Raw genomic sequence first — 24,414 nt, forward strand, 5'->3', positions numbered from 1 at the left:
ATCCACCTGGCCAAGGCCTCCGGCGCCGGCAACAAGGTCATCCTCTACGGCGCCCGCACCGGCGGCGACGGCATCGGCGGCGTCTCGGTCCTGGCCTCGGAAACCTTCGACGACAGTAAGCCGACCAAGCGGCCCGCGGTGCAGGTCGGTGACCCGTTCCAGGAGAAGCTCCTGATCGAGTGCACTCTGGAGATCTTCGGCGAGAAGCTGGTCGCCGGCATCCAGGACCTGGGCGGGGCGGGTCTGTCCTGTGCCACCAGTGAGCTGGCGTCGGCCGGTTCGGGCGGTATGCGGGTCGAGCTGGACTCCGTGCCGCTGCGGGACGCGACCCTCTCTCCTGAGGAGATCCTCATGAGTGAGTCGCAGGAGCGGATGTGCGCGATCGTCGAGCCGCAGCACGTCGAGCGGTTCATGGAGATCTGCGAGAAGTGGGACGTGATCGCCACCGTGATCGGTGAGGTCACCGACGGCGAGCGCCTGGAGATCTTCTGGCACGGCGAGCAGATCGTCGATGTCCCGCCGCGCACCGTCGCCCATGAGGGCCCGGTCTACCAGCGTCCCTACGCCCGCCCGGACTGGCAGGACGCGCTGCAGGCCGATGATGCGGGCAAGCTGCCGCGTCCGGCGGGTGGCGAGGAGCTCAAGCGGCAGGTCCTGCAGCTGGTGGGGCACCCCAACCAGGCGTCCAAGGCCTGGATCACCGACCAGTACGACCGTTTCGTGCAGGGCAACACGGTGCTTGCGCAGCCTGAGGACGCGGGCATGGTGCGCATCGATGCCGAGACCAACCTGGGTGTGGCGCTGGCCACGGACGGCAACGGCCGCTACGCCAAGCTCGACCCGTATGCGGGTGCGCAGCTGGCGTTGGCGGAGGCGTACCGCAATGTGGCGGCTGCCGGTGCCAAGCCGCTGGCGGTTTCGGACTGCCTGAACTTCGGTTCGCCCGAGGATCCGGCGGTGATGTGGCAGTTCGCCGAGGCCACCCGTGGTCTGGCCGATGCCTGTCAGATCCTGGGTACCCCGGTGACCGGCGGCAATGTCTCGCTGTACAACCAGACGGGCGAGACGGCGATCCACCCGACGCCGGTCGTGGCGGTGCTGGGTGTGATCGATGACGTCACGCGTCGCACGCCGATCGGGTTCGCCGAGGAGGGGCAGCTGATCTACCTGCTCGGTGACACCCGGGAGGAGTTCGGTGGTTCGGCCTGGTCGCAGGTCGTGCACGAGCACCTCGGTGGACTGCCGCCGGCGGTGGATCTGGAGCGGGAGCGGCTGCTGGCCGAGATCCTGATCTCCGCCTCCCGCGACGGCATGATCGACGCCGCCCACGACCTGTCCGACGGCGGACTGATCCAGGCCCTCGTCGAGTCCTGCCTGCGGGGCGGGGCCGGTGCCCGGCTCGTCGTGCCCGATGGGCTGGACGCGTTCACCTTCCTGTTCTCCGAGTCGGCGGGCCGTGCGGTCGTCGCCGTGCCGCGGAGCGAGGAAGTCCGCTTCACCGACATGTGCACCGTCCGGGGCCTGCCGGCCACCCGCATCGGCGTCGTCGACGGCGAAGAGATCAACATCCAGGGCGAGTTCAGCATCCCGCTCAGCGAACTGCGCACCGCCCACGAGAGCACCATCCCGGGGCTGATTGCCTGACCTGACACGACGTGACGTGACATGGCGTGACGTGACATGGCGTGACGTGACGGTGGCCGTGGCCCGTTGCCGGACCGGCAACGAGGCCACAGCCACCACCACACTCAGGGAATCAGGACCCTTCGCCCTACCACCCGGTACCCGTTCCGGGCGATCCGTCCTACGACGTCGACCAGCAGTGCGCGCTCGACCTCCTTGATGCGCTCGTGGAGTGTGGCCTCGTCGTCCTCGTCACGTACCTGCACCACGCCCTGCGCGATGATCGGGCCGGTGTCCACGCCGTCGTCGACGAGGTGCACCGTGCAGCCGGTCACCCGGACGCCGTGGGCGAGTGCGTCGCGTACGCCGTGGGCGCCGGGGAAGCTGGGCAGCAGGGCGGGGTGCGTGTTGATGACGCGGCCGCCGAACCGGGCGAGGAACGCCTTGCCGACGATCTTCATGAAGCCGGCCGAGACCACCAGGTCCGGCCGGTACGCCGCGGTCGCCTCGGCCAGGGCCTCGTCCCATTCCTCGCGGGTGGCGTGGTCCTTCACCCGGCAGACGAAGGTCGGCAGTCCGGCGCGCTGCGCACGTTCCAGACCGGTGATGCCCGGCCGGTCGGCACCGACCGCGACGATCTCCGCACCGAAGCCCGCCGGATCGGCGGCGATCGCGTCGAGGAGGGCCTGGAGGTTCGTGCCGGAGCCCGAGACCAGGACGACGAGGCGGAGGTGCGGTGCCCGTAGCTCGATCACTTCCGCCACTTTCCTCATGCCGGTCGGGTTCGTCGTGTGCGTCGTGTTCGTGGTCGTGTGCGTCTTGTTCGTGGTCGTCTTCGTCATGACAGAGCGTCCACCAGTGCGTCGCCCCGCAGCGTGCGCAGTATCCGGACCTCCCGGCCGCGCCGTTCGCGGGAGAGGAGACCGGCCTGCTCCAGTTGCCGGCAGTGGTACGTCACCGTGCCGGCGGTGCAGTGCAGCAGGTCGGCCAGCTTGCCCATGGTGACCGGCTGGTTGCCCGTCCGGAGGATGTCGGCCCGCAGCTCGCCGAGCATCATGGCGAGCGCGTCGGCGGCCGTCTCCGCCCGTGCGGCCTCACCCTGCAGCAGCGGGGCGAGGCCGGCGATGGGATAGCCGAGGTACATGTGACCGTGGCGGTCGACGTGGTAGGCACAGGCGCGGGTGCCGGAGACCAGCGGCATGAGCGTCAGTTTTCGTACGGTGACGCCCTTTTCGATCGGTGCGTGGTCGGGCAGCAGAATGTTCCCTTCGACGAAGGCGATGCGCGGGCTGAGATTCGCGAGGAACGCGCTCATCGTTCCGGTCACCGAGGCCACTCCCGCGCGCTCGATTTCCCGTTCCAGTAAGGGCTTTCCCTGCTGCCATACAGGAGCCACCGCGTCCCATACCTTTCGCGCCAGCCCGGCATATGCATTCAGGAAGTCGACGGGATTGTCCGTGGCCTTGCGCCAGGCAGGCGGCACTTCTCCACCGTAGGTGCGCGCCAGGTCGGTGAGGAGTGCGTCCGGCGGCATCTCGGCAATGCGCCGGACCTCCTCGCGCATACTGCTTTCCTTGAGTTCCCCCCGCATCAGGAGGGACTCGGGAATGCGCAGGGAGCCGCCCGCGGTGATCGGGCCCATCACATCCGCCAGATACTCCGGGCAGGCCTTCCGCAGCAGCCTGCGCCGGCTCACCGGTACGCCCTGCGCGACGCCGAGGACATCGGCCAGCAAGGAGATGACAGAGACTCCCGGCAGGAACGCTATCGATACGGGAATGTCGACGTTTGTACCCAGATGAAGTCCGACCGCTTGGGTCACTTCTTTTCCCCCGTTCAGAAGAACCACTGGTGAACCACGTTCACGCCTGCGCGCCGGGGTCGGTCGGCCCCGGCGTACAGCAATGCTTCAGTCCTCGTCACGGCACCCCGTCGGCAGTTGCGGCACCGGATCCGGCCTGTAGAAGATCGCGTATGGAATTACCTCTCCGTGCCGTTGCACGGTGAGTCGGCGCGGATCAGGCCGAGAGTGTGTGCCTCTGCTCCCCCCGCAGCAGTATTGGCCCTTACCGCACTCAGAGTGAAGAGTGAAAAGTCGGCTCGGACCGGCCGCGTGATGTCCCCTTCATTTGATTCTGTGACATCAAACGAAGTGTCACCAAACCTTTGAATGACCCCCACTTGGAGCATAGTTCACGCCACGCGCCCCCGGCAACCAGCCAAAGGTAAACTACGGTCGAGTAGTTGAAGCGGATATCTTTCTTATGCTGCACTACAGCGGATTGCCGGGACGGAATCCGCGTGCCGCGGGAAGCAAAACGGAATCCTTCAATCCCGGTGCCGGTCAGCACCTCGCACCCCCATTGTTCCGGCCACCGGCCGCCGTTCGTCGCCCCACGGAGAGCCGAACGTCGACCGATTCCCTTTCTGAGGACTCCCGGCAGAGCTATCCGGTTGCGCCGAGAAATGGCCATTCCCACAGCGCATCGGAACGCCACTCGCATCCCAGCGTCATCTCATGCACCGAGATCACGCATCCCACGTATTGACTGGCCCGGCCGACCACGTGAGAGTGCGACAGGTGCAGAGTGAAACCACTTCGGACCAGGCGGACCCGGCGGGCCAGGCGGACCGGACCACGGCAGCGCCCGCGGAGAGCAAGGAGAGCCTGCGGCGCGTCGCCGTGGCCTCGTTCATCGGGACGGCCATCGAGTTCTACGACTTCTACATCTACGGGACGGCCGCCGCGCTCGTCCTCAACCAGGCGTTCTTCCCGACCCTCGACCCGGTGAACGCCACCCTCGCGTCCTTCTCCACCTACGCGGTGGCGTTCGCCGCCCGGCCCCTCGGGTCGGTGATATTCGGCCACTTCGGCGACCGGGTGGGCCGCAAGTCCGTACTGGTCGCCTCGCTGCTGCTGATGGGGCTGTCCACCGCGCTCGTCGGCCTGCTGCCGGGCTACGGCAGCTGGGGCATCTGGGCCCCGCTGCTGCTGATCCTCCTCCGCTTCCTGCAGGGCATCGGGCTGGGCGGTGAGTGGGGCGGGGCCGCGCTGCTGGCCGTCGAGCACGCCCCGCGCGGCCGCCGGGGCCTGTACGCCACCTTCCCCCAACTCGGCCCCTCGGTCGGCTTCTTCGCGGCGACCGGCGTCTTCTGGCTGCTGTCGTCCGGGCTCGACGACGCGGCGTTCCGCTCGTGGGGCTGGCGGGTGCCGTTCCTGCTGTCCTTCCTCCTGGTCGGCGTCGGGCTGTTCGTCCGGCTGAAGATCAGCGAGACCCCGGTGTTCGCCCAGGTGCTGGACGCCCAGGAAGCCGGCAAGGTCCCGGCGGCCGACGTGCTGCGCCGCCATCCGCGCGAACTGCTGCTGGGCGCCGGCGGCATGATCATCGCGTACGGCCTCTTCTACACCGCGACCACCTACTGCCTCTCCTACGCCACCGGCACCCTGGGCATCTCCCGCAACACCATGCTGGGACTGTCCCTCGTCGCCTGCCTGTTCCTCGCCGCCGGCACCTGGCTCGCCGCCACCCGCTCGGACGGGGCCGGCCGCCGCAAGCTGGTCCTGCTCGGCAGCGGGTGCGCGGTCGTCTGGGGCCCGGCGCTCTTCCCGCTGCTGGACACCCGGCAGCCGGTGCTGGTCGCGCTCGGCATCGGCGGAGCGCTGTTCTGCATGGGCGTGGTCTACGGCCCGATGGGCGCGTTCCTGCCGGAGCTGTTCGGCACGACGGTGCGCTACTCGGGCGCCTCGCTCGCGTACAACCTCGGCGGTGTGCTGGGCGGCGCGGTGGCCCCGCTGGTCGCCACCCGGCTCCAGTCCTCGTTCGGCTCCGCGTCGGTGGGCTGGTACGTCAGCGCCATGGCCGTGGTCTCGCTGGCGTGCGTACTGGCGCTGCCGGAGACCCGGGAGCGCGACCTGGGCTGAGCGCCACGGCGGAGGGCCGGCCGGGCTCAGGTGAACTACCGGCGGAGGACGGGCAGTTGCCGCTCAACGGCAGTCACGACTGGAGCCACCAGCGCTCGTTCTCCGCCGACAGCGCCTTCCACAGGAGGTTGAGCGGATGGCCGGGCGGGTACGAGGCCCGCTCCCCGCGCCGGGTGAAGACACCGACCAGGACCTCGGTCCGCGGGCCCACGTCCCCGACGATCTCCAGGGTGCGCAGGCCCCCGGCCTCCGGGAGCCGGCCGTCCGCGGCGGCCTCGCCGATGCCCCGGGTGACCAGCATCGCGCCGCTCACCAGGCCCGAACGCAGCAGCTCGAAGCCGTAGTGGGCGGCCTCTATCTCGGCCGCTATGGAGAGCTTCTGGCGGTAGTCGGTGCCGTACCAGGCGGTCAGGAAGCGGCCGATGAGGCCGCGCGCGGAGATCACCAGGGGCAGCCGGTCCAGCTCGTGGGCGGGGAGGGAGGCGCCGGGGAGCCGGTCCGGCGGCAGATTGGTCAGCAGGGAGAGGCCGCTGCGCCGCCACTCCATGACCTCGTAGGGGGCCAGCAGTTCCGTTTCTTCGCCCTCGGTGACCACCACGCTGCCGCAGACCAGGTCGAGTTCGGTGCTGCGCAGCTTGGTGAAGAGGTCGCCGGTGCGGACGTGTGTGACCTTGAGATCGACGTTCTCGCGCGCGTAGTCCTCGCCGATCCGTTCCGCGGCGTCGAGCAGGAAGCCGAGGGTGTAGCGGGTGGTGCCGACCGACAGGGTCCGGCCGAGCCGGCGCCGGGCGTCGTGCACGCCCTCGGCCCACTCCCCCAGTGTGCGGCGGGCCAGTCCCACCAGTGCCTCGCCGGTCGCGGTGAACAGGGCGTCCCGGCCGCGCCCTTGTTTGCGTACCAGCTCCTCGCCGCACAGCGCGGCGAAGGTGCGGTTCATCGTGTCCAACTGCTTCTGCACGCTGGACTGTTCGCGGCCCAGGCGGCGGGCGGCGGCCAGCGCGGTGCCCGCCTCGTGGACGACGATCAGCGTGCGCAGCTGGTCCATCGTGGTGTCGAGCAGCTCCGTCGGGTACTGCTGCGGTCCGGACAAGGCCATGCGCCCCTACTCGTACTCGCTTTCCCGTGCCTGGAATTCAGGACTGTGCAGCATAGCCAAGCCCTCAATCACCGCCGGTGCAGGGGTGGTTACGCACGAAGGCCCCGGCACGCCGCCGAGCGGGCTCCGGGGCCTTCGTGGCCTTGCTGTCTGCTTCCTACCGGTGGGCGGGGAACTCCACCACCTGCTGGTAGGTCGGCCGGTTCTGCCAGCTGATGGTGTCGTGGGTCAGCCCGCCGACCGCGCGGTGGACGATCGCGTCCGCGCACCACTGGTCGCCGGCCTTGCAGCCGGCGTCGCCCGGGTAGACCTGCTCGGCCGTCCTGGCGGTGGCCTGCCGGAGGGTGGTCAGCAGGGTGTCGCGGCAGGCGGACAGGTCGCCGCCGCCGCAGTACCGCTGGGCCAGCGGGCCCTTGACCTGCTCGCCCAGTACGGAGCGCAGGTCCTTGTCCGCGTAACTCCACCAGCCGTACTGGAACGCGGATCCGGCGTGCGCCCCCGTGGGGCCGTGGCCCGCCGACGGTGACTCGTCGATGCCGAGGTCGGAGGTGAGGGCGCCGTACAGGTCGTCGCCGAGGCCGGGCTTGAAGACGCCCTCGATCATCAGCGGCCACCAGGCGTCCATCAGACGGACCGCGTCGGGGTGGGTGTAGGTGTGCGAGCCGGGGCTGGTCTCCCGGCGTTGGGCGCCGTCCTTGCGCCAGGCCGCCAGCTGCTGGACGGCGGTCTTCAGCGCGGGGTCGGTGACCGGCTTGCTGCCCAGCACCCGCAGGAGTTCGGGCAGCACGTCCTCACCGCGCAGGTCGGTGACCGCGGCCTCGGACATCGCGCGGGTGAGGGACGCCCGGGTGACCCCGCCCTCCTGGGTCAGCGCGCGCACCCGGTCGTCCAGCAGGTTGGCGCGGTGCACCGGGCCGTTGCCGAAGCCGGCCGAGTCGTAGTCCTTGGCCTGTTTGTTGTTCCAGGAGATGTAGTAGTCCTGGCCGACCGACTGCGGGTGCTGGGCGGGCGGGGTGTAGTCGCTGGTGTTGGTGGCGGGGTCGTAGCCGCGCCACTCGTAGGCGTCGTCCGCCCTGACCGGCAGGGAGGGGTCGACGTCGGGGTTGCGGACGGGGTTGAGGCCGCTGTTGAAGTACGCGATGTCGCGGGAGTCGGCGTAGAACCAGTTGAAGGCGTAGCCGATGTGCGCCGCGGCCTGCTGGAAGGACCTCGCGTCGTGCACGGCCGAGGGGTCGTTGAACATCTGGAAGCCGATGATCGAGTCGGCCTCGTGGCGGTAGGTGGAGCGCTGCGCGGTGTAGGCGACGGGCTTGCCGCCGACGGTGGCGCGGTGGGTGACCGTGCCGTACTTGGTGCGGAAGACCTGCATCCGGTACGAGCCGGCCGCGGTCGGGTCGGCGACGGTGGGCTTCCAGGAGTTGGTGCGCTCCAGCTTCTCCATCGGGACGCACGCGCCGCGGTAGCGGTAGGAGGTGGAGTCCTTGGTGGCCGGCGAGCCGTCCTGGTTGCACAGGTCGACGGCGTAGGTGTCGGTGATGTCCTGGCCGGCGGAGGTGGCGCTCCAGGCGTAGTCCTGGCCGCGGCCGAGCTGGATGTACATCCCGACGCCGGCGAAGGAGGCGCCGCGGGCGCTGATGCCGGGGCCCTGGATCTCCTGGAGCATCAGCAGCTGCGGCGCGAAGTACCCGGTCTGCGGGCCGAAGACGGCGACCGGGTGGCCGCTTTCGGTGTGCTTGCCGGAGACCAGCAGGGCGTTGGACATCCCGCGGTGCTGGGTGGGGTTGAAGCTCCCCTTGGGAAGCACCCCGTCCTTGAAGAGGCCCTCCAGCTTCCGGTACTTCTTCGGCGCCTTGACCGGGTCCTGGGGCGCGGTCCCGCCCTTGGCGGTCGCGGCGCCGGTCCGGTCGAAGACCAGGGGTTCGGGGGTGACCGAGCCGCGGTCGGGCAGTGCCGTTCCCTGCGCCTTGTCCGGTTTGACGGCGTAGGGGAAGCTCTGGCCGTCGTGCAGGGTCTTGGCGGCCTCGGGGTCGTTGCGCTCCCGGAAGGACTCCCAGACCTCGGTGCCCTTCTTCATGCCGTACTTCTGCTGGGCGGCGAGCAGGGACAGGGCGTTGGTGACCTCGCCGCCCCCGCCATTGCCGAAGAGGCCGCCGACGACGGAGGCCAGGGCTATCAGGTCGGTGAGCTTGAAGGGCTGGATCTCCCCGGCGTTGGTGATCGCGTCGATGTGGCCGGTGAGGACGTATTCACCGGGGAAGTAGCGGCCGTTCTTGGACTGTTCGCGGTAGGCGTTGATGCCGTCGACGTACGCCTGGGCGTCCGCCATGGCCTGCTTGCCGCGCTCCCCGTTGTGGTCCCTGATGTAGTCGACCTGGTCCTGGAGGTCCTTCTCGGTGTACGGCGCCTGCGGCCAGAACTCCTGCTCCAGGCCCTGGTTGGCGGGCGCGCCGCCGGCGAAGGAGGTCAGTTCGCCGCGGCCGATGTGGCGGAAGAGGTCCATCAGCCAGAGCCGGTCCTGACCCGCCGCGTAGCCGGCGCCGAATTCGGTGCCGTAGCGGGTGGTGCCCTTGATGTGCGGCACACCGGTCTTCTTGTCGCGGGTGATGGTCACGTCGTCGCGGGGCGTGGTGACCTTGCCCACCTGGTCCGCCGGGACGCCGAAGGACGCGTCGTTGAAGAAGTGGGTGAGGGTGTCGTCGGTGAGCGACTGGTAACCGCCGGCCAGCGCGGCGTACGGGCCGAGCTGGTCGGTGGAGTGCTCGGGGTGGGTGCCGAACAGCTTGTTGCCGAGGATCTCCACCAGGGTGGCGTTGCCGGTGGCGCCGGGCGGCAGGATGTCGGCGCACCGGCCCTGGCAGTAGTCGTGGGTCTCGTCGGCCGCGATGGCGGCCGCGGTGGGCGATGGTGCCACGAGCGTGGCACCCAAGGCGCACAGGGCTGCCACCGCGGCAGTCCTGAGCCGTCCGGTACGTCGTCGCATTCCTGCTCCTCGATGGGGGTCTCCCGCTGCTCCTCAGGGGCGCGCGGGAGGGAGGGTGGGCGGGACGTTACCGGCGGTTATCCCCGGCCGGAAGATGAACAACCGTCATCTTTTCTTCTTCCCCACAGACCACGGCCGTTGGCCGCCCGACACGTCGGAACATCGCTCACGAAACCGCAAAAAAATTCGAGGGATCCGGCTGGTGATCGGTTACGTCCCATCCCCGTCCAGTCGGGTCCTCCCCCCGGAGGTGGGATGAAATGGCCGGTTTCAGAGCCCTCGCAGAACAGGTCCGCAATCCACGACTCGTTGCGGCCCAGCGCCGCACCGCCCTGCGCAAGTGCCTTGAGCGGTTCGCCCCTTACGGGCATCGCGCAACTTGGCACCATCTGTGCACCCGGGCCGGTATCGCGACCCAGGACCGCGATCCGGACCCGGAGCGGCTGGTCGCCGCGCTCACCGAGCTGGAGGAGGCCCGTAGCCTCTGGCTCGCGTACGAGGAGGAGTTCGCCGCCCGGCGCCGCAAGGAGAAGCACGACGGCATCCGGCAGGTCGGCGCCCTCGACGACTGGCACCGCCGCACCTGGGGCGGCTGTGACATCGTGCCGTGCGAGTCACCGCACCGGCATCCGGCGGTCCGGCTCGCGGTGGTGCTGCACCGCATGATCACGGCCATGGAGGCCGGCCGGCCGCGCCCCGACTGCCCGGTCTGCGGCTCCACCCGCTTCGCCTGGCTCCCGGAGACCGCGGACGCCCCGGCGCCCGGCCCGGCCTGCCGCCAGTGCGGCGTGCTGGCCCCGGTGTCCGTCCTGGCCCCCGAAACGCTGCGGGCCGCCCACCGGACGCACCACGCGGGGGCGTTCGCGGCGGCCTGAGCCCGCATCGCGTACGACCGGAGCCCGTTGCCCGACCTCGTTACCCGGGCCCGTTGCCGGAGCCCGGCACCGGACCCCGCTGTCGGACCCTGGCGTCGGGCCGTTGTCAGACCCCGGTGGCATGCTGGGAAACATGCTGCAGGTATGTCTCAACGGGCCCCGGACCGCGGCCGATTCGGGAGCGGTGCCGATGTCGCCGGCCGCGCTCGCGGAGGCGGCGCGGCGGGCGGTGGCGGCCGGTGCCGAGAATGTCCATGTCCACCCCAAGACCCCGTGCGGCAGGGATTCGCTCTCGCCGCGCGTGGTGGGCCCCGCCCTGGAGGCCATCAGGGCGGCGGTGGACGTCCCGGTGGGCGTGACGACCGGCGCCTGGACCGAGCCGGACCCGCCCGCCCCGTCCGACGGGCCCAAAAGCTCCCCCGACCCCCGCGTGGAGCGCATACGGTCGTGGACGGTGCTCCCCGATCACGCCTCGGTGAACTGGCACGAGGAGGGCGCCGAGGCGCTGGCCGCCGCCCTGCTGGAGCGCCGCATCGGCGTGGAGGCCGGCCTCTGGTCGGGCACGCCCGGGCCGGGGCGGTTCCTCCGCTCGCCGCTCGCGCCGCGGGTCCTGCGGGTGCTCGCCGAAGTCACCGACACCGACGCCGGGTCGGCGGCGGGCACCGCCCGCGCGCTGCTCGCCGAGGTGGCCGCCGGAGCGCACGGCCGCCCGGTGCTGCTGCACGGCTGGGACGGCGGCGCCTGGCCGGTGCTGCGGCTCGCCGTCGAGCTGGGTCTGGACACGCGGATAGGCATCGAGGACACCCTGCTGCTGCCGGACGGCCGCCCGGCGGACGACAATGCCCAACTGATCGCCGTGGCACGGGATTTGGAGAGGGCTGTGGAGAGGGCTGTGGAGAGCTGAACAGCTCCTCAGGGGCCGACGCCGCGCGGGCCGGCGCGCCGGCTCAGCACCGCTGGTCGTCGGGCACGCACTCCTGCTCGTCACCCGTGCCGCGCCCGGCCTCCTGCACGCGGGACCGGCCGGCGTCCTCGCGCGGCGGGTCCCCCTCCGTGCGGGGCCGGCCGTCCTGCGGGTCCTTGGTGGCCCGGTCGACCCGCAAGCGCCGTGCGCCCGGCCCCCGTTCACCCAGGTTGTCGTAGGGGTTGGACAGCTTGCACCGCTCCAGCGACAGACAGCCGCAGCCGATGCAGTCGGTCAACCGGTCGCGCAGTTCGACGAGTTGGCTGATCCGCTCGTCCAGTTCGGTACGCCAGACCTGGGAGAGCTTGGCCCAGTCGTCGCGGTTGGGGGTGCGCTCGTCCGGCAGCTCCGCCAGCGCGTCCCGGATCACCGCGAGCGGGATCCCGACCCGCTGCGCCGCCCGGACGAAGGCGACCCGGCGCAGCGCGTCACGGGTGTAGCGCCGCTGGTTGCCGGCCGTCCGGGTGCTGCTGATCAGTCCCTTGGACTCGTAGAAGTGCAGCGCGGAGACCGCGGCGCCACTGCGCGCGGAGAGCTGGCCGACGGTGAGTTCGTGAACCTTGTACGGAAGCTGGGGCACCTTTCCAGCCTACGGGGTGTCTCCTCGCCGCCTGCGGTGATCCCGCTTCCGATGATCCGGCGCCGACCCGGCCCCCGACGACCCGGCTTCCGGTGATCCGGGTTCCAGTGATCCAGATGCCAGTCATCCGGATTCCGGTGATCGCGGCCCGGGCGTTGACAGTCGGCGGTCGCACTCCGCATTCTGAGCAAGCGCTTAGTAAGGGCCGGCCGGTGACGACGGCGGCGAACGGATCCCGAGGAGGCAGACGGAGATGGCAGAGCCCCGAGTGTTTGGATCGCTCGACGAACTGCGGGCCGCGGTGGGCGAGGAGCTCGGCCCCAGTGACTGGCTGGAGGTCGACCAGAAGCGGATCGATCTGTTCGCGGACGCCACCGGGGACCACCAGTGGATCCACGTCGACCAGGAGAAGGCCGCGACCGGCCCGTTCGGGACCACCATCGCGCACGGCTATCTGACACTGTCGCTGCTGCCCGCCCTCGTCCCGCAGCTGATGCGGGTGGACAACGTGAAGATGGGGATCAACTACGGCACCAACAAGGTCCGCTTCCCCGCCACCGTCCCGGTCGGCTCCCGGCTCCGCGCCACCGCCAAGCTCGCGGAGGTGACCGAGGTGACCGGCGGCGTCCAGCTCACCACGGTCGTGACGATCGAACGCGAGGGCGGCGACAAGCCGGTGTGCGTCGCGGAGTCGGTCAGCCGGTTCTACCTGTAGCCCGTGCGATCAGGTCGTGGATCAGGAGCTCTCCGGGCGCGCGGTCCTCGGTGAGGCGGTGCAGGTCGGCGGGGCCGAACCAGTCGTAGGCGGAGTGCTTGGACCACTCCAGGGCCGGCCGGTCCAGGTCCCCGTCGACCTCGACGAGGTAATCGGCCTCGTGCCGGAGCCCGCCGCCGTCGTCCCCGGTCCACGCGGTGACGCCCAGCAGCGTGCGCACCCGGCGAAGGCGCCAGCCGGTCTCCTCCGCCACCTCGCGCGCCAGCGCCTGGAGGAGGGTTTCGCCGGGCTCGACGTGGCCGCCCACGATGTCCCAGGCACCGGGGAAGAGGCGGCGGTCGGCGCTGCGCTTCTGCGCGAAGGCCTCGCCCCGCCGGTTGAGGATGACCGCGCCGACCGTCCAGAGCTCGCCCCGGGCGGGCACCGGCACCTCGACGCCCGGGTCCACGATGACGGATGACATGGGCGCAGCGTACGGGCGGGGAGCCCGCGCCGGCGCCCGTTCCGTCGTTCCGCTCGGCCCTTGCCGGCCTGCCGGCCGCTCCCGCCCCGTCAGCCCCGCCCGCCCTGTCAGCCCTTCTCGGCGGGCCGGTACGTCGCCACGTGGACGCCCGTGCCGGTGGTGACCGTCGAGACCAGTTCGAGGGGGCGCCGCCCGCCGTCCGCGGGGAAGGCCGTCTTCCCGCCGCCGAGCAGCACCGGCATGATCATGAGCCGGAGTTCGTCGACCAGGCCCTCGGTCAGCAGGGTGCGGACGAGCGTCGGGCTGCCCATGACGTGGAGGTCGGCGCCGTCGGCGTCGTGCAGGTCGCGGATCCGGGCGACGGCCTCGTCCGCCGGGATGCGCGTCGTGTTGTTCCAGGTCAGGTCGGCGTCGCCGAGGGTCCCGGTCACCACGTACTTGCGGACGGCGTTCATGTGGTCCGCGAACGGGTCGCCGGCCCGCCCGGGCCAGGCCGCGGCCATGGTCTGCCAGGTGCGGCGGCCGAACAGCAGCGCCTGTGTCGTGGCCATCGCGTCGCTGATGGCGCCACCCATGACCTCCGGGTCGAAGTACGGGTGCGACCAGCCGCCGTGCGCGAAGCCGCCGTCGGTGTCCTCGTCGGGTCCGCCCGGCGCCTGTACGACGCCGTCCAGGCTCATGAACTCGCTGACCACGATGCGCATGGGGCGCTCTCCTCTTCCTCGCTGCTCTCGCTGCCCGGGGGCAGGGGGTCTTACTGGGCGCCCACCATGCGCAGCACGAGGTCGGCGTAGAGGGCGCCGACCTCGTCGGGGGTGCGCGGGCCGTCCACGGAGAACCAGCGGGCGACGTCGACGCAGAGGGACAGTACGGCGAGGGTGGTGCCCGGTACGTCGTCGGCGCGGAACTCCCCGCTGTCCGCGCCGTCCTGGATGATCTGCCGCAGCAGCCGGTCGGTGCGGCGGCGCAGCCCGGCGATCTCGGTGTAGTGCTCGGGGCTGAGCGCCTGGAGCTCGTACTGGATGACCCGGGCGGTGGTGTGGTGCTCGGCGTGCCAGCGGGCGAAGGTGCGCACCGCGTCGCGGAGCCGTTCGGTGGCGCTGGCCTCGGCCTCGGCGGCGGCGCTGATGATGCGCAGCGCCTTCTCGTGGCCGATGCCGCTGATGCGGTAGAGCAGCTCTTCCTTGGTCTTGTAGTGGATGTAGAGGGCGGCCGGGCTCATTCCGGCCCGGCCGGCGATGTCGCGGGTGGTGGTGGCGTGGTAGCCGCGCTCGGCGAACGCCTCGACGGCGGCGCTGACCAGCCGTCGCGCGGCGTCCGGGGTCACCCCGGCCCACTCCTCGCTCTCCTCAGCAGCCCGCTGTGCCGCCGCACCCATCGCGCACCCCGCTCCTCGATCCGCCAGGGACCTTCCTCTGACGGATCGAACACCATACCTGGCTGGTGAGCAAGCGCTTAGGGGCGTACGGGGCCCCGCCCCCGGGTGCGGCGGCGTACCGGGCGGGTGCTCAGAAGGCCGAGACGCCGGTCAGCGCGCGGCCGATGACCAGCTTCTGTATCTGGCTGGTGCCTTCGTAGAGCGTCATCACCCGGGCGTCCCGGAGCAGTTTGCCGACGGGGTACTCGTCGATGTAGCCGTAGCCGCCGAAGACCTGCAGGGCGTTGTTAGCGGCGCGTACCGCGGCCTCGGAGGCGAACAGTTTGGCCTGGGAGGCGGCGGTGGTGAAGGGCTCGCCGCGGTCGATCAGATCGGCGACCCGCCAGGTCAGCAGGCGGGCGGCCTCGACGTCCACGGCGATGTCGCTGATCAGCTCCTGGACCAGCTGGTGCCCGGCGATCGGCTTGCCGAACTGCTCGCGCTCGCCGGCGTAGCCCAGGGCTGCGTCCAGGGCGGCCTGGGCGATGCCGACGCAGCCGGCGGCGACCGACATCCGGCCCTTGGCCAGCGCGGACATCGCGACCGAGAAGCCCTTGCCCTCGGGCCCGAGCATCGCCCCGGCCGGCACCCGGACGCCGTCCAGGACCAGTTCGGCGGTGGCCTGGCCGCGCAGTCCGAGCTTGCCGTGGATCTCGCGGCGTGCCAGACCGGGGGTGTCGGTGGGGAGGAGGAAGGCGCTGATGCCGTGGTGTCCGGGGGCGTCGCCGGTGCGGGCGAAGAGCAGCACCACGTCGGCCCAGGTGCCGTTGGTGATGAACGTCTTGGCGCCGTTGATGACGTAGGCGTCGCCGTCCCGGACCGCGCGGGTGGCGAGGTGGGCGGCGTCGGAGCCGGTGCCGGGCTCGGTGAGGCCGAAGCAGCCGACCGCCTCGCCGGAGGTGAGCCGGGGCAGCCACTGGCGCTTCTGGTCCGCGTCGCCCCAGGCGGCGAGGGTCTTGGCCACCAGTCCGAGGGAGACCGAGACGATGCCGCGCACGGAGGAGTCGCCGCGGCCCAGTTCCTCGGTGACCAGGACGTAGGAGAGGTGGTCGCCGCCGGAGCCGCCGTACTCCTCGGGGACGGTCAGGCCGAGGAAGCCGAGGTCGCCGAGGGTCTTCACGATGCCGCGGTCGACCTGCTCGGCGCGGTCCCAGGCGGCGGCGTGCGGTGCGACCTCGCGGTCGACGAAGTCCCGGGCGAGCCGCCGGACCGCGGTCTGCTCCGCGCTGAGCTCCAGATTCATCTCGGACCCCTTGTGGACGAGGAGAAGGGCATTTAATTAGCACTGCTAGTTTTTGCGGAACAGCCTCTACTATGTGGCCCATGGCCCGACCCCGCAAGCCCCTGCTGAGCCGGGAGCGCATCGTCTCCACGGCGCTCGCGCTGATCGACTCCGAGGGGCTGCCGGCGCTCTCGACCCGGCGTCTCGCCGCCGAACTCGGGGTCAGCGGCCCGTCCCTCTACAACCACTTCACCACCAAGGACGAGATCCTCGACGCGGTCGCCGACACGGTCATCGCCCAGGTCGACGTCTCGGCCTTCACCGCGGCGGGCGGCGACTGGCGCACCGGGCTGCTCGGCTGGGCGCGTTCCTACCGCGCCGCGCTCGCCGCCCATCCGCAGATCGTGCCGTTCCTCGCGCAGGGCCCCGGCCGCCGCCCGGCCGGGCTGAAGATGGCCGACGCGGCCTTCGGCGGGATGGTCGAGGCGGGCTGGCCGCCCGCCCAGGCCACCCGGATCTGCGCGATGGTCCGCTACTTCGTCGCCGGCTCCGCGCTGGGCTCGTTCGCCCGCGGCTTCGTCGACGACCCGAGCGCCTACGACCCGGCCGACTATCCGCACCTGGGTCAGGCGCACCTCCTGGCGGAGCATCAGCGCCAGGTCGACGAGGGCGCCTTCGAGACCGGGCTGCGGGCGCTGGTGGACGGACTGGCCCTGCAGCACCCCGAACGCGTACCGCCGGGTAGCTGACAACGGCTGTAAAGTGCGCACGCCGCTGACGGGCAGGGGCAGCCGGGACATTGCGCAGGAGGCGGTGTGCACGAGTCGGGCACGGCCGTCGGCGGCCCCTTCCGGGCCCCTTACGGTCGGTTCGTCGTCGAGGTGCTGCGCGGTCAGGCGCAGGTCGACTTCCTGCCGAACGCGCTGACCGGTGTGGTGTTCACGGTCGCCCTGTTCGCGGCGGGGTGGGAGTACGGCCTCTACGGGCTGATAGGCACCGCGATCGGCACCGCCACCGCACGCGGCCTCGGCGTGGACCGGAGCCGGATCACCGCGGGCCTGGAGGGCTTCAACGCCTGCCTGGTGGCGGTCGCCTGCGCGGTCTTCCTCGGCCCCGGCCACCTGTCCACCGCGCTGCTCGCCCTGGCCGGCAGTGCGCTGGTCACCGTCCTCACCAGCGCCGCCGGGCGGGTCCTGGCGGTCTGGGAGCTGCCGGCCTTCACCCTGCCGTTCTGCCTGACCGCGAGCGCGCTGACGCTGGCCGCGCCCGGTTTCCGGCGCGTGTGGCACCAGGACGCAGGCCCGGCCGCGCTCCCCCGGCCGGCCGCCGGCCCGGTCTCCCTCACCGTCGGCGACCTCTGGCACGCCTTCTTCGCCAACGTCGGGCAGATCTTCTTCATGCCGCAGTGGTACGTCGGCCTGATCTTCCTCGCCGGCATCTTCGCCGCGTCCCGCCGGGCCGGGGCGCTGGCCTGCGTCGGCAGCGTGGTCGGGACCGGCACCGCCTGGGCCCTCGGCGCCCCGGCCGAGCAGGTCGCCGAGGGCACCATGGGCTACAACGCGGTGCTGGTCGCGATGGCGCTGTGCGGAGGGTTCCTGGCCGCGGACGGCTGGAGCCTGGCGTACGCGGTGGCCGGTGCGGCCACCGCCACCGCCGTCACCCCGGCGCTGGCCGCCCTCCTCGCCCCGTCCGGCGGCCACACCTTCACCTGGCCGTTCGTGCTGGTCTCGCTGGTCTTCCTGGCGGCCGCACCGGCGTTCTCCCGGCTACGCCGGGTCCCGGCCTGACGCGGACCACCGGGCGTGGGAAGATCACCGGGCTTCAGAAGACCACCAGGGACCGGCCGCCCTTCCCGGCCAGCATCGCGTCGAAGGCGGCCGGGATGCCGTCGAGGCCGATGCGGTCGGTGACCAGCTGCGACAGGTCCAGCGCGCCGGAACGGACGTGCCCGGCGATGACCGGCAGATCGCGGGCCGGGTCGCTGTTGCCGTAGACGCAGCCGGACAGCGTCCGGCCGAAGTAGAAGAGCTCCAGCGCCGAGAAGGTCACCTGCTGCTCCTGGCCGCCGATGCCGACCACCGTGGTCCGGCCGCCGCGCCGGGTGGCCGACCAGGCCGTACGGATGGTGTCGGCGCGGCCCACGCACTCCACCGCGGCATCGGTGCCCAGCCCCCCGGTGAGCTTGCGGATCCGCCGGGCGGTGTCCTCGCCGGCGGTCACGAAGTCGGTGGCGCCCGCGGCCCGGGCCAGTTCCTCCTTCGCCGGGGAGACATCGACCGCGACGATCGACGCGGCACCCGCGATCCGGGCCGCCTGGATCGTGGCCAGCCCCACCCCGCCCACGCCGAAGACCGCCACCGACTCCCCCGCGCGCACCCGGGCGCTGTGGTGGACGGCGCCCCAGCCGGTCAGTACGGCGCAGCCGAGCAGTGCGGCGTCGGCGAGCGGCACCCCGTCCGGCAGCGGCAGCGCGGCCCGCGCGGGCACCACGGTCTCCTCGGCGAAGGCGGCGGTGCCGAGGCCCGGGTAGAGCTCGGTGCCGTCGGCGGTGGTGGCGTACGGGGCGTTCGCGGCGAGGCCGGAGTTCACGCACAGCCAGGGCTCGGCGAGCCCGCAGAAGTGGCAGTCGCCGCAGGACGGCGCCCAGTTGAGGACGACCTGGTCGCCCACCGCCACCGAGGTCACGTCGGGGCCCACCGCGGTGACCGTGCCCGCGCCCTCGTGCCCGAGGACGGCCGGCGCGGGCTGGCGCAGGGTGCCGTTGGACAGTGACAGGTCGGAGTGGCAGACCCCGGCCGCGGCGAGCCGGATGCGGACCTGTCCGGGGCCGGGCTCGGGCAGGTCGATCTCGGTGATCGTCAGCGGGGCGTTGACGGCGGGCAGGACGGCGGCGCGGACCACGGGATCTCCTCGGGCCAAGGACGGGGGCGGGGGCGGGACAGCCGGGTCGGGGCTGCCGGGGCGGTGCGGGCTCGCAGTGCTCTCAGAGCTGCAGGGACTTGGTCTGAAGGTATTCGGTCAGGCCGTGCCGGCCCAGCTCCCGCCCGACGCCGGACTGCTTGTAGCCGCCGAACGGGGCGAGCGGGTTGAAGCGGCCGCCGTTGATGTCGACCTGGCCGGTCTCCAGCCGGCGGGCGAAGGCGACCGCCTCGGCCTCGTCGCCGGCCCAGACCGCGCCGGCCAGCCCGTAGACGGTGCCGTTGGCGATCCGGGCGGCGTCGTCCTCGTCCTCGTAGGCGAGGATCGACAGCACCGGGCCGAAGATCTCCTCCTGGGCGATGGTCATCTCCGGTGTGACGTCCGCGAAGACGGTCGGACGGATGTAGAACCCCGCCTCCAGGGGCGCCTCGGGGCCGCCGGCGACGAGCCGTGCGCCCTCGGCGACGCCCCGCTCGATGTAGCCGCGCACCCGGTCCTGCTGGACGGCGTTGACCAGCGGGCCGAGCTTCTCGCCGGGGACGTACTTGGCGGCCGCGGTGGCCGCCAGCCCGACGGCCTCGTCGTACCGGTCCCGGTGCACCAGCATGCGGGTCCAGGCGCTGCAGGTCTGGCCCGAGTTGGCCATGACGTTGGCGACCCCGACGGCGACCGCCTTGGCGAGGTCGGCGCTGGGGAGGATGACGTTGGCGGACTTGCCGCCGAGCTCCAGCGCCACCCGCTTGACCGCGGCACCGGCCAGTGCGCCGATCTTCCGGCCGACGGCCGTGGAGCCGGTGAAGGAGACCAGGTCGATCCCGTCGTGCGCGGCGAGCGCCTGGCCGGCGACCGGGCCGAGGCCGGTGACGAGGTTGAACACCCCGGCGGGTATCCCGGCCGCGTCCACGCACTCGGCGAACAGCTGGGCCACCAGCGGGGTGTCCTCGGCGGGCTTCAGCACCACCGTGCAGCCCGCCGCGAGCGCCGGCGCCACCTTGGCGACGACCTGGTGCAGCGGGTAGTTCCAGGGCGTGATCGCCCCGACCACGCCGACCGGTTCGTGCAGCACCGTGGAGTTGCCGATCTTCTCCTCGAAGGCGTACGCAGCGGCCAGTTCGGCGTACGAGCCGCAGACCGCGATCGGCACCCCGGCGTGCACCGCCTTGCTGAAGGCGGGCGGCGCGCCGAGCTCGGCGGTGACGGTGGCGGCGATCTCGTCGGCGCGCGCCACCAGTTGGTCGCGCAGCGCGGCCAGCCGGGCGGCGCGCTCCTGCGGCGGGGTGGCGGCCCAGCCGGGGAGCGCGGCGCGGGCGGCGCGCACCGCGGCGTCCACGTCCTCGGCGGACCCGGCCGGGACGGTCGCGATGACCTGTCCGTCGGCCGGGTTGACGACCTCGATCGTTCCGCCGCCCTCGGCGGGCCGCCAGCTTCCGTCGATGTACATCGCGTCGTGCTGCTTCACGTCGTGGTCCTCCCGCGCCGGCTCCTGGTCACCGCCCAAACTAGCGCCGGTAGTTTTCCGCCGCCAGGGAGGCCCGGGCCACCTCCCCGGTGACGGTCGCCACTCGCCACCCACGCAGCAGGCCCGGCCCGGGTCACGCGCCGGTCGAGGGCCGCCGCATCTCCTCGATGACGCTGATGAATCCGGCACCGCCGTGGCCGGCGGCGATGGTGCGGTCCGCGAGCCCCTTGACCGCGTCGAGCACCTCGGTGTTGAGCCCGCGGTGCCGGGCCGCCTCCAGGACGTGCGCGATGCCGGTCGCCTCCATGACCAGGTTGTCCTGGTCACCGGAGTAGGCCCCGCGCTCCAGGTCCTCGGCCATCCCCGCGGCGATCGGCGGCAGGATGCCGGCGATCGTCCCGGCGAACGGCGCGAAGTCCTTCGCCGCCACGCCCTCCGCACCCGCCAGCGCGAAGCCGTGCACCAGCCCGGCCATCGCCGAGAAGAAGAAGCCCAGCAGGGCGAGGTCGTACACCGCCGCCGTGCCGGGGTCCTCGCCGAGGAACGGCGCCCGGCCGCCCAGCACCTTGAGCGTCGCCTCGTACGTCTCGAACGCCTCGCGCGCACCGCTGTAGAGGACGGTCGCCTCCGGCTTCCCGATGACCGGGGTCGGCACCATGATCGAACCGTCGAGGTAGTCGATGCCGTGCCCGGCGGCCCAGGTGGCGATGGCCCGGGCCCGTTCGGGGGTGTCGGAGGTGAGGTTGACCAGCACCCGGCCGGCCAGCCGGGCACCGATCGGCTCCAGGACCGCCCGGGCCGCGTCGTCATCCAGCACGCAGACGATCACCAGCGGGGCGGCGGCCACCGCCTCGGCCGCGGTGTCCGCCAACGACGCGCCCTGGTCGACCAGTTCGCCGGCCCGGCCCGGGGTGCGGTTCCAGACGGTCGTGGGATGCCCGGCCCGCAGGAAGGCGCCGGCCAGCGCCCGGCCCATGGCGCCGAGGCCGAGCACGGTGACGGGGGTGCGGGAGTCGTCCGGGGTGTCGACGGGGGCGCCGACGGGGATGTCGTTCGGGGTGTGCTGGGGGGTGTGGTCGGTGGTGTCGTTCGGGGTGTTCACAGCTGCTCCTCGCAGGCCGCTGCGGGTCCGGCCCGGTGCCGGTCCCGCGCTGCACACCACCCTGTCGACCTGCGCTTACGGTTCCCTTCCGGTCTGCTTACGGTCCCTCGGGGGCCGCTTACGGTCCCTCTCCGGCTGCATACGTCCCCTCAGGACAGCCCTGCGGCCACCGCCCGCCACCCGCACGCTGCACCCCTCCCCCGTACGCGCCGCCAGTCCCCCGGAGACCAGCAGCAGCCCGCCGAGCAGGACGAACGGCGCGGCGGTGCCCGCGAGTCCGGCGAGCAGCCCGGCACCGGCCGGTGCGGCCTGGACGACGGTGGTCATGGACAGCGGCTGGCCGACACCCAGGCAGAAACCGAGCCCGGTCAGCATCCCGGCCAGCACCCCGACCGGTACCGGCAGCACCAGCGCCCCGCACACCACCCCGGCCAGCACACAGCTGCCGGCCATCAGCGCGGTACGCCCCAGCCACCGGATCATCGGCGTCATCACCAGCCGGCAGGCCACGGTGGCCGCGGCCCGCAGGCTGAGCAGCAGGCCGATGACGCCGGGCGCGATCCCGCGGTCCTCGCCGATCACCGGCAGGTACGCGGTGAGGATGTCGGTCGCGGACAGCACGGCCAGGCTCATGAAGATCCCGGCCGGCACGCCCCGGGTACGCAGGATGGCGCGCACCGCAACGGGCGGCCCGGCGGCGTCGCGCTCCCGGGCGCCGCCCGTCACGGGCCGGCCGCGCTGTTCGAGCCGCCAGAGGGAGGCGTAGGAGAACGCGGCGACCGCGCCGGACACCAGCAGCGCGGTGGCACTCGTCGACGCCATCCGCCCGCCGCGCTCCGAGATCAGCGCACCGGCCGCCGCCGGACCGATCAACTGGCCGAGGGAGGCCCCGATCGTGAAGTGCCCGAAGTTGCGGTCCCGTTCGTCCGGGGCGCTGCGGCGGGCGACGATCGACTGCGCGCCGATGACGAAGCACAGGTGGCCCAGCCCCATCACCCCGCTCCACGCGGCCATCGCGGGCAGGCTGCCGGCCAGCCCGCTCAGCGCACAGCCGCCGCTGATCAGGGCGACCCCGGCGACCAGCAGCGGGGCGCACCGGCCGTGGTCGGTACGCCGGCCGAGGGGCACCGCGACCAGCAGCGGCAGCAGGGCGTAGACGCCGGTGATCACGCCGACGGCGCGTCCGTCCGCGCCCAGGGCGAGGGCCCGGTAGGAGACCGCCGGCCTGGCCATGCTCACCGCTCCCTGCGCGAAGGAGAAGGTGATGACCAGACGCAGCAGCCAGCTCCTGCCGGGCCTCGCGAGTTCGTTCGCCGTCATCTGTGTGTGCGCGGCCCTCTAGAGGATGCCGAAGAGCAGTCCGGCCCCCAGGACCACCAGGGACGTCAGGGCCGCCCACTTGACGGTGAACCTGGTGTGGTCGCCGAACTCGACCTTCGCCATGCCGACGAGGACGTAGACGGCGGGGACCAGCGGGCTGGACATGTGCAGCGCCTGCCCGACGAGGGAGGCCCGGGCGATCTCCACCGGCGCGACACCGTGCGCGGCACCGGCCTCGGCGAGGATCGGCACGATGCCGAAGTAGAAGCCGTCGTTGGACATGAAGTACGTCAGCGGGATGCTGAGAACGCCGGTGACCAGGCCCATGTGCGGGCCGAGCGCGTCCGGGATGCCGGAGACCAGCCAGCGGGCCATGTGCTCGACCATGCCGGTACCGGTGAGCACCCCGGTGAAGACGGCGGCGGCGAAGACCATGCCCGCGACGTTGAGCACGTTCTCGGCGTGCGCCGCGACCCGGGCCTTCTGGTCCTTCATGTGCGGGAAGTTGACGGTCAGCGCGAGCGCGGCACCGAGCAGGAAGAGCACCGGGATCGGCAGCGTCTGCAGGATGAGCAGGGTGAGCAGCGCAACGGTGAGCGCGGCGTTGAACCAGTAGAGCTTGGGCCGCAGGGTCGCCCGGTGCGGGTCCAGCACCTGGGGTTCGTCGCCACCGCCGTCCCCGGCACCCGCTCCGGCGTCGGTGCCTGCGTCCCCGGAACCGCCGCCGGTCCCACGCGCAGCGGCGGCCGCCACACCCTTGCCGCCGGCGCCCGCTCCGACCAGAACCTGCTCGGCCTCCTTCTCCTCGACGGTCTCGTCGACCACCCGGGCCTCCCCGAGCGTCAGCAGACCGAGCCGCTTGCGCTCGCGCCGGCCGAGGACGTACGCGAGGGCGAACACCGCGACCAGCCCGACGGCCAGGGCCGGGATCATCGGCACGAAGATGTCACCGGCGTCCAGCTTGAGCGCGGTGGCGGCACGGGCGGTCGGACCGCCCCACGGGAGGGTGTTCATCACGCCGTTGGCGGTGGCGGCGACGCCGGTCATGACGACCAGGCTCATCTTCAGCCGCTTGTAGAGCGGGTAGAGCGCCGAAACGGTGATCATGAACGTGGTGGAGCCGTCACCGTCCAGCGAGACGATCGCGGCGAGCAGCGCGGTACCGACCACGACCCGCACCGGGTCCGCCTTGCAGAACCGGAGGATGCCGCGGACGACCGGGTCGAAGAGCCCGACGTCGATCATCACTCCGAAGTAGATGATCGCGAACATCAGCATCGCGGCCGTGGGGGCCAGGTCACCGATGCCCTTGAGGACGTAATCGCCCAGGTGCGCGCCCTGTCCGACCAGGACGCAGAACAGCGCGGGAATCAGCACGAGCGCTGCCATCGGTGACATCTTCTTCATCATGATCAGCACCAGGAACGCGCCGATCATGACGAATCCGAGGATCGTCAGCATTTGGGGTACCTCACGTTCGCCCTTGAACATCTGCCGGGGGTGGCGGTCCAGGAACGTTAGGACCCGCAAACTTTTGTTAACAAGACCTTGACACCCGAGCAATAAGCGCAAAACTGCAGGTCATCCCACGTGGTCGTCTGCGGCGCCGTGGTGGTTGCTCGCCGGTGCGCTTTGCGGCGCCGCGTACGTACCCGTCTCTCCCGCCGCGGGGCTCGCTCGCCGTTGCGCTTTGCGGCGCCCCGCACGTACCTGGCTGTCCCGCCGCGGGGCTCGCTCGCCGTTGCGCTTTGCGGCGC

Annotated in this window: 21 protein-coding genes; 7 read left to right on the plus strand and 14 right to left on the minus strand. The window is 71.8% G+C overall.

Annotated elements, in window-relative coordinates:
* Positions 1 to 1,644 (plus strand): phosphoribosylformylglycinamidine synthase subunit PurL (gene purL / locus ACGF4C_RS38540; RefSeq protein WP_393573205.1); only part of this gene is annotated, 1,644 nt, incomplete at its 5' end.
* A 104-nt stretch (positions 1,645 to 1,748) separates the two neighbouring features.
* Here purL and purN read toward each other — a convergent pair.
* Entirely contained in the window at positions 1,749 to 2,396 is a 648-nt protein-coding gene (gene purN / locus ACGF4C_RS38545; protein ID WP_393573242.1) for a phosphoribosylglycinamide formyltransferase, read from the minus strand.
* A gap of 65 nt (positions 2,397 to 2,461) precedes the next feature.
* Complete coding sequence (locus ACGF4C_RS38550) at positions 2,462 to 3,472, minus strand: winged helix-turn-helix domain-containing protein (RefSeq protein ID WP_393573207.1); 1,011 nt, start codon at positions 3,470 to 3,472, stop codon at positions 2,462 to 2,464.
* A 732-nt stretch (positions 3,473 to 4,204) separates the two neighbouring features.
* Here ACGF4C_RS38550 and ACGF4C_RS38555 point away from each other — a divergent pair.
* Positions 4,205 to 5,545, plus strand: a complete 1,341-nt coding sequence (locus tag ACGF4C_RS38555) for an MFS transporter (protein ID WP_393573209.1) — start codon at positions 4,205 to 4,207, stop codon at positions 5,543 to 5,545.
* Between the two features lie 73 nt (positions 5,546 to 5,618).
* Here ACGF4C_RS38555 and ACGF4C_RS38560 read toward each other — a convergent pair whose 3' ends face one another.
* Both ACGF4C_RS38560 and ACGF4C_RS38565 read right to left on the minus strand, forming a co-directional pair.
* Positions 5,619 to 6,641, minus strand: a complete 1,023-nt coding sequence (locus ACGF4C_RS38560; protein ID WP_393573211.1) for a LysR family transcriptional regulator — start codon at positions 6,639 to 6,641, stop codon at positions 5,619 to 5,621.
* Positions 6,642 to 6,798: 157 nt separating this feature from the next.
* A complete protein-coding gene (locus tag ACGF4C_RS38565; protein WP_393573213.1) occupies positions 6,799 to 9,621 on the minus strand; it encodes a penicillin acylase family protein in 2,823 nt (940 codons plus the stop codon).
* 260 nt (positions 9,622 to 9,881) lie between these two features.
* Between ACGF4C_RS38565 and ACGF4C_RS38570 the strand changes: the two genes are divergently transcribed.
* Both ACGF4C_RS38570 and ACGF4C_RS38575 read left to right on the plus strand, forming a co-directional pair.
* Positions 9,882 to 10,496 carry a hypothetical protein gene (locus ACGF4C_RS38570; RefSeq protein WP_393573215.1) on the plus strand — a complete coding sequence of 205 codons (615 nt, stop codon included), beginning with the start codon at positions 9,882 to 9,884 and terminating at the stop codon, positions 10,494 to 10,496.
* Positions 10,497 to 10,629: 133 nt separating this feature from the next.
* A complete protein-coding gene (locus tag ACGF4C_RS38575; protein ID WP_393573217.1) occupies positions 10,630 to 11,400 on the plus strand; it encodes a 3-keto-5-aminohexanoate cleavage protein in 771 nt (256 codons plus the stop codon).
* Positions 11,401 to 11,443: 43 nt separating this feature from the next.
* Here the strand turns inward: ACGF4C_RS38575 and soxR are convergent, their stop codons facing one another.
* Positions 11,444 to 12,040: a redox-sensitive transcriptional activator SoxR gene (gene soxR, locus ACGF4C_RS38580; RefSeq protein WP_393573219.1), complete on the minus strand. Its 597-nt coding sequence runs from the start codon at positions 12,038 to 12,040 to the stop codon at positions 11,444 to 11,446.
* 253 nt (positions 12,041 to 12,293) lie between these two features.
* Here soxR and ACGF4C_RS38585 point away from each other — a divergent pair, with 253 nt between their 5' ends.
* Positions 12,294 to 12,755 (plus strand): MaoC family dehydratase, encoded by a 462-nt coding sequence (locus ACGF4C_RS38585; RefSeq protein ID WP_393573221.1) that lies wholly within the window; start codon positions 12,294 to 12,296, stop codon positions 12,753 to 12,755.
* On the opposite strand, the gene ACGF4C_RS38590 is transcribed toward ACGF4C_RS38585, so the two are convergent.
* From ACGF4C_RS38590 to ACGF4C_RS38605, 4 genes are all read right to left on the minus strand, one after another.
* Positions 12,736 to 13,218: an NUDIX hydrolase gene (locus ACGF4C_RS38590; RefSeq protein ID WP_393573223.1), complete on the minus strand. Its 483-nt coding sequence runs from the start codon at positions 13,216 to 13,218 to the stop codon at positions 12,736 to 12,738. The genes ACGF4C_RS38585 and ACGF4C_RS38590 overlap by 20 nt on opposite strands.
* A 107-nt stretch (positions 13,219 to 13,325) precedes the next feature.
* A complete protein-coding gene (locus ACGF4C_RS38595; protein ID WP_393573225.1) occupies positions 13,326 to 13,922 on the minus strand; it encodes a dihydrofolate reductase family protein in 597 nt (198 codons plus the stop codon).
* Positions 13,923 to 13,972: 50 nt separating this feature from the next.
* Positions 13,973 to 14,596, minus strand: a complete 624-nt coding sequence (locus tag ACGF4C_RS38600) for a TetR/AcrR family transcriptional regulator (RefSeq protein ID WP_393573227.1) — start codon at positions 14,594 to 14,596, stop codon at positions 13,973 to 13,975.
* A 130-nt stretch (positions 14,597 to 14,726) separates the two neighbouring features.
* Positions 14,727 to 15,878, minus strand: a complete 1,152-nt coding sequence (locus ACGF4C_RS38605; RefSeq protein WP_393573229.1) for an acyl-CoA dehydrogenase family protein — start codon at positions 15,876 to 15,878, stop codon at positions 14,727 to 14,729.
* Between the two features lie 80 nt (positions 15,879 to 15,958).
* Here ACGF4C_RS38605 and ACGF4C_RS38610 point away from each other — a divergent pair, with 80 nt between their 5' ends.
* On the plus strand, positions 15,959 to 16,606 hold the full coding sequence (locus ACGF4C_RS38610) for a TetR/AcrR family transcriptional regulator C-terminal domain-containing protein (RefSeq protein WP_030416398.1): 648 nt from the start codon (positions 15,959 to 15,961) through the stop codon (positions 16,604 to 16,606).
* A gap of 66 nt (positions 16,607 to 16,672) precedes the next feature.
* Entirely contained in the window at positions 16,673 to 17,644 is a 972-nt protein-coding gene (locus ACGF4C_RS38615; RefSeq protein WP_393573231.1) for an urea transporter, read from the plus strand.
* Positions 17,645 to 17,678: 34 nt separating this feature from the next.
* Here the strand turns inward: ACGF4C_RS38615 and ACGF4C_RS38620 are convergent, their stop codons facing one another.
* From ACGF4C_RS38620 to ACGF4C_RS38640, 5 genes are all read right to left on the minus strand, one after another.
* Entirely contained in the window at positions 17,679 to 18,758 is a 1,080-nt protein-coding gene (locus ACGF4C_RS38620) for a Zn-dependent alcohol dehydrogenase (RefSeq protein ID WP_030416396.1), read from the minus strand.
* Positions 18,759 to 18,840: 82 nt separating this feature from the next.
* A complete protein-coding gene (locus ACGF4C_RS38625) occupies positions 18,841 to 20,235 on the minus strand; it encodes an aldehyde dehydrogenase family protein (RefSeq protein ID WP_393573234.1) in 1,395 nt (464 codons plus the stop codon).
* A 133-nt stretch (positions 20,236 to 20,368) separates the two neighbouring features.
* The gene (locus tag ACGF4C_RS38630) at positions 20,369 to 21,337 is read right to left on the minus strand and encodes an NAD(P)-dependent oxidoreductase (protein ID WP_393573236.1); all 969 of its coding nucleotides are present in this window, start codon (positions 21,335 to 21,337) and stop codon (positions 20,369 to 20,371) included.
* A gap of 75 nt (positions 21,338 to 21,412) precedes the next feature.
* Positions 21,413 to 22,657 carry an MFS transporter gene (locus ACGF4C_RS38635; RefSeq protein WP_393573238.1) on the minus strand — a complete coding sequence of 415 codons (1,245 nt, stop codon included), beginning with the start codon at positions 22,655 to 22,657 and terminating at the stop codon, positions 21,413 to 21,415.
* An 18-nt stretch (positions 22,658 to 22,675) separates the two neighbouring features.
* A complete protein-coding gene (locus ACGF4C_RS38640; protein ID WP_393573240.1) occupies positions 22,676 to 24,118 on the minus strand; it encodes a CitMHS family transporter in 1,443 nt (480 codons plus the stop codon).
* Positions 24,119 to 24,414 lie beyond the last annotated feature (296 nt).

The sequence above is a fragment of the Streptomyces sp. NPDC048197 genome, assembly GCF_043202395.1.
In the GTDB taxonomy this organism is placed as follows: domain Bacteria; phylum Actinomycetota; class Actinomycetes; order Streptomycetales; family Streptomycetaceae; genus Streptomyces; species Streptomyces siderophoricus.

Excerpts from the sequence above, each read along its gene's own strand:
- ACGF4C_RS38585 (WP_393573221.1), top strand. The coding sequence starts at position 12,294 with ATGGCAGAGCCCCGAGTGTTTGGATCGCTCGACGAACTGCGGGCCGCG.
- ACGF4C_RS38610 (WP_030416398.1), top strand. The coding sequence starts at position 15,959 with ATGGCCCGACCCCGCAAGCCCCTGCTGAGCCGGGAGCGCATCGTCTCC.
- ACGF4C_RS38595 (WP_393573225.1), bottom strand. The coding sequence starts at position 13,922 with ATGCGCATCGTGGTCAGCGAGTTCATGAGCCTGGACGGCGTCGTACAG.
- ACGF4C_RS38560 (WP_393573211.1), bottom strand. The coding sequence starts at position 6,641 with ATGGCCTTGTCCGGACCGCAGCAGTACCCGACGGAGCTGCTCGACACC.
- ACGF4C_RS38590 (WP_393573223.1), bottom strand. The coding sequence starts at position 13,218 with ATGTCATCCGTCATCGTGGACCCGGGCGTCGAGGTGCCGGTGCCCGCC.
- ACGF4C_RS38635 (WP_393573238.1), bottom strand. The coding sequence starts at position 22,657 with ATGACGGCGAACGAACTCGCGAGGCCCGGCAGGAGCTGGCTGCTGCGT.
- ACGF4C_RS38640 (WP_393573240.1), bottom strand. The coding sequence starts at position 24,118 with ATGCTGACGATCCTCGGATTCGTCATGATCGGCGCGTTCCTGGTGCTG.
- ACGF4C_RS38565 (WP_393573213.1), bottom strand. The coding sequence starts at position 9,621 with ATGCGACGACGTACCGGACGGCTCAGGACTGCCGCGGTGGCAGCCCTG.
- ACGF4C_RS38600 (WP_393573227.1), bottom strand. The coding sequence starts at position 14,596 with ATGGGTGCGGCGGCACAGCGGGCTGCTGAGGAGAGCGAGGAGTGGGCC.
- ACGF4C_RS38605 (WP_393573229.1), bottom strand. The coding sequence starts at position 15,878 with ATGAATCTGGAGCTCAGCGCGGAGCAGACCGCGGTCCGGCGGCTCGCC.
- ACGF4C_RS38570 (WP_393573215.1), top strand. The coding sequence starts at position 9,882 with ATGGCCGGTTTCAGAGCCCTCGCAGAACAGGTCCGCAATCCACGACTC.
- ACGF4C_RS38575 (WP_393573217.1), top strand. The coding sequence starts at position 10,630 with ATGCTGCAGGTATGTCTCAACGGGCCCCGGACCGCGGCCGATTCGGGA.
- purN (WP_393573242.1), bottom strand. The coding sequence starts at position 2,396 with ATGAGGAAAGTGGCGGAAGTGATCGAGCTACGGGCACCGCACCTCCGC.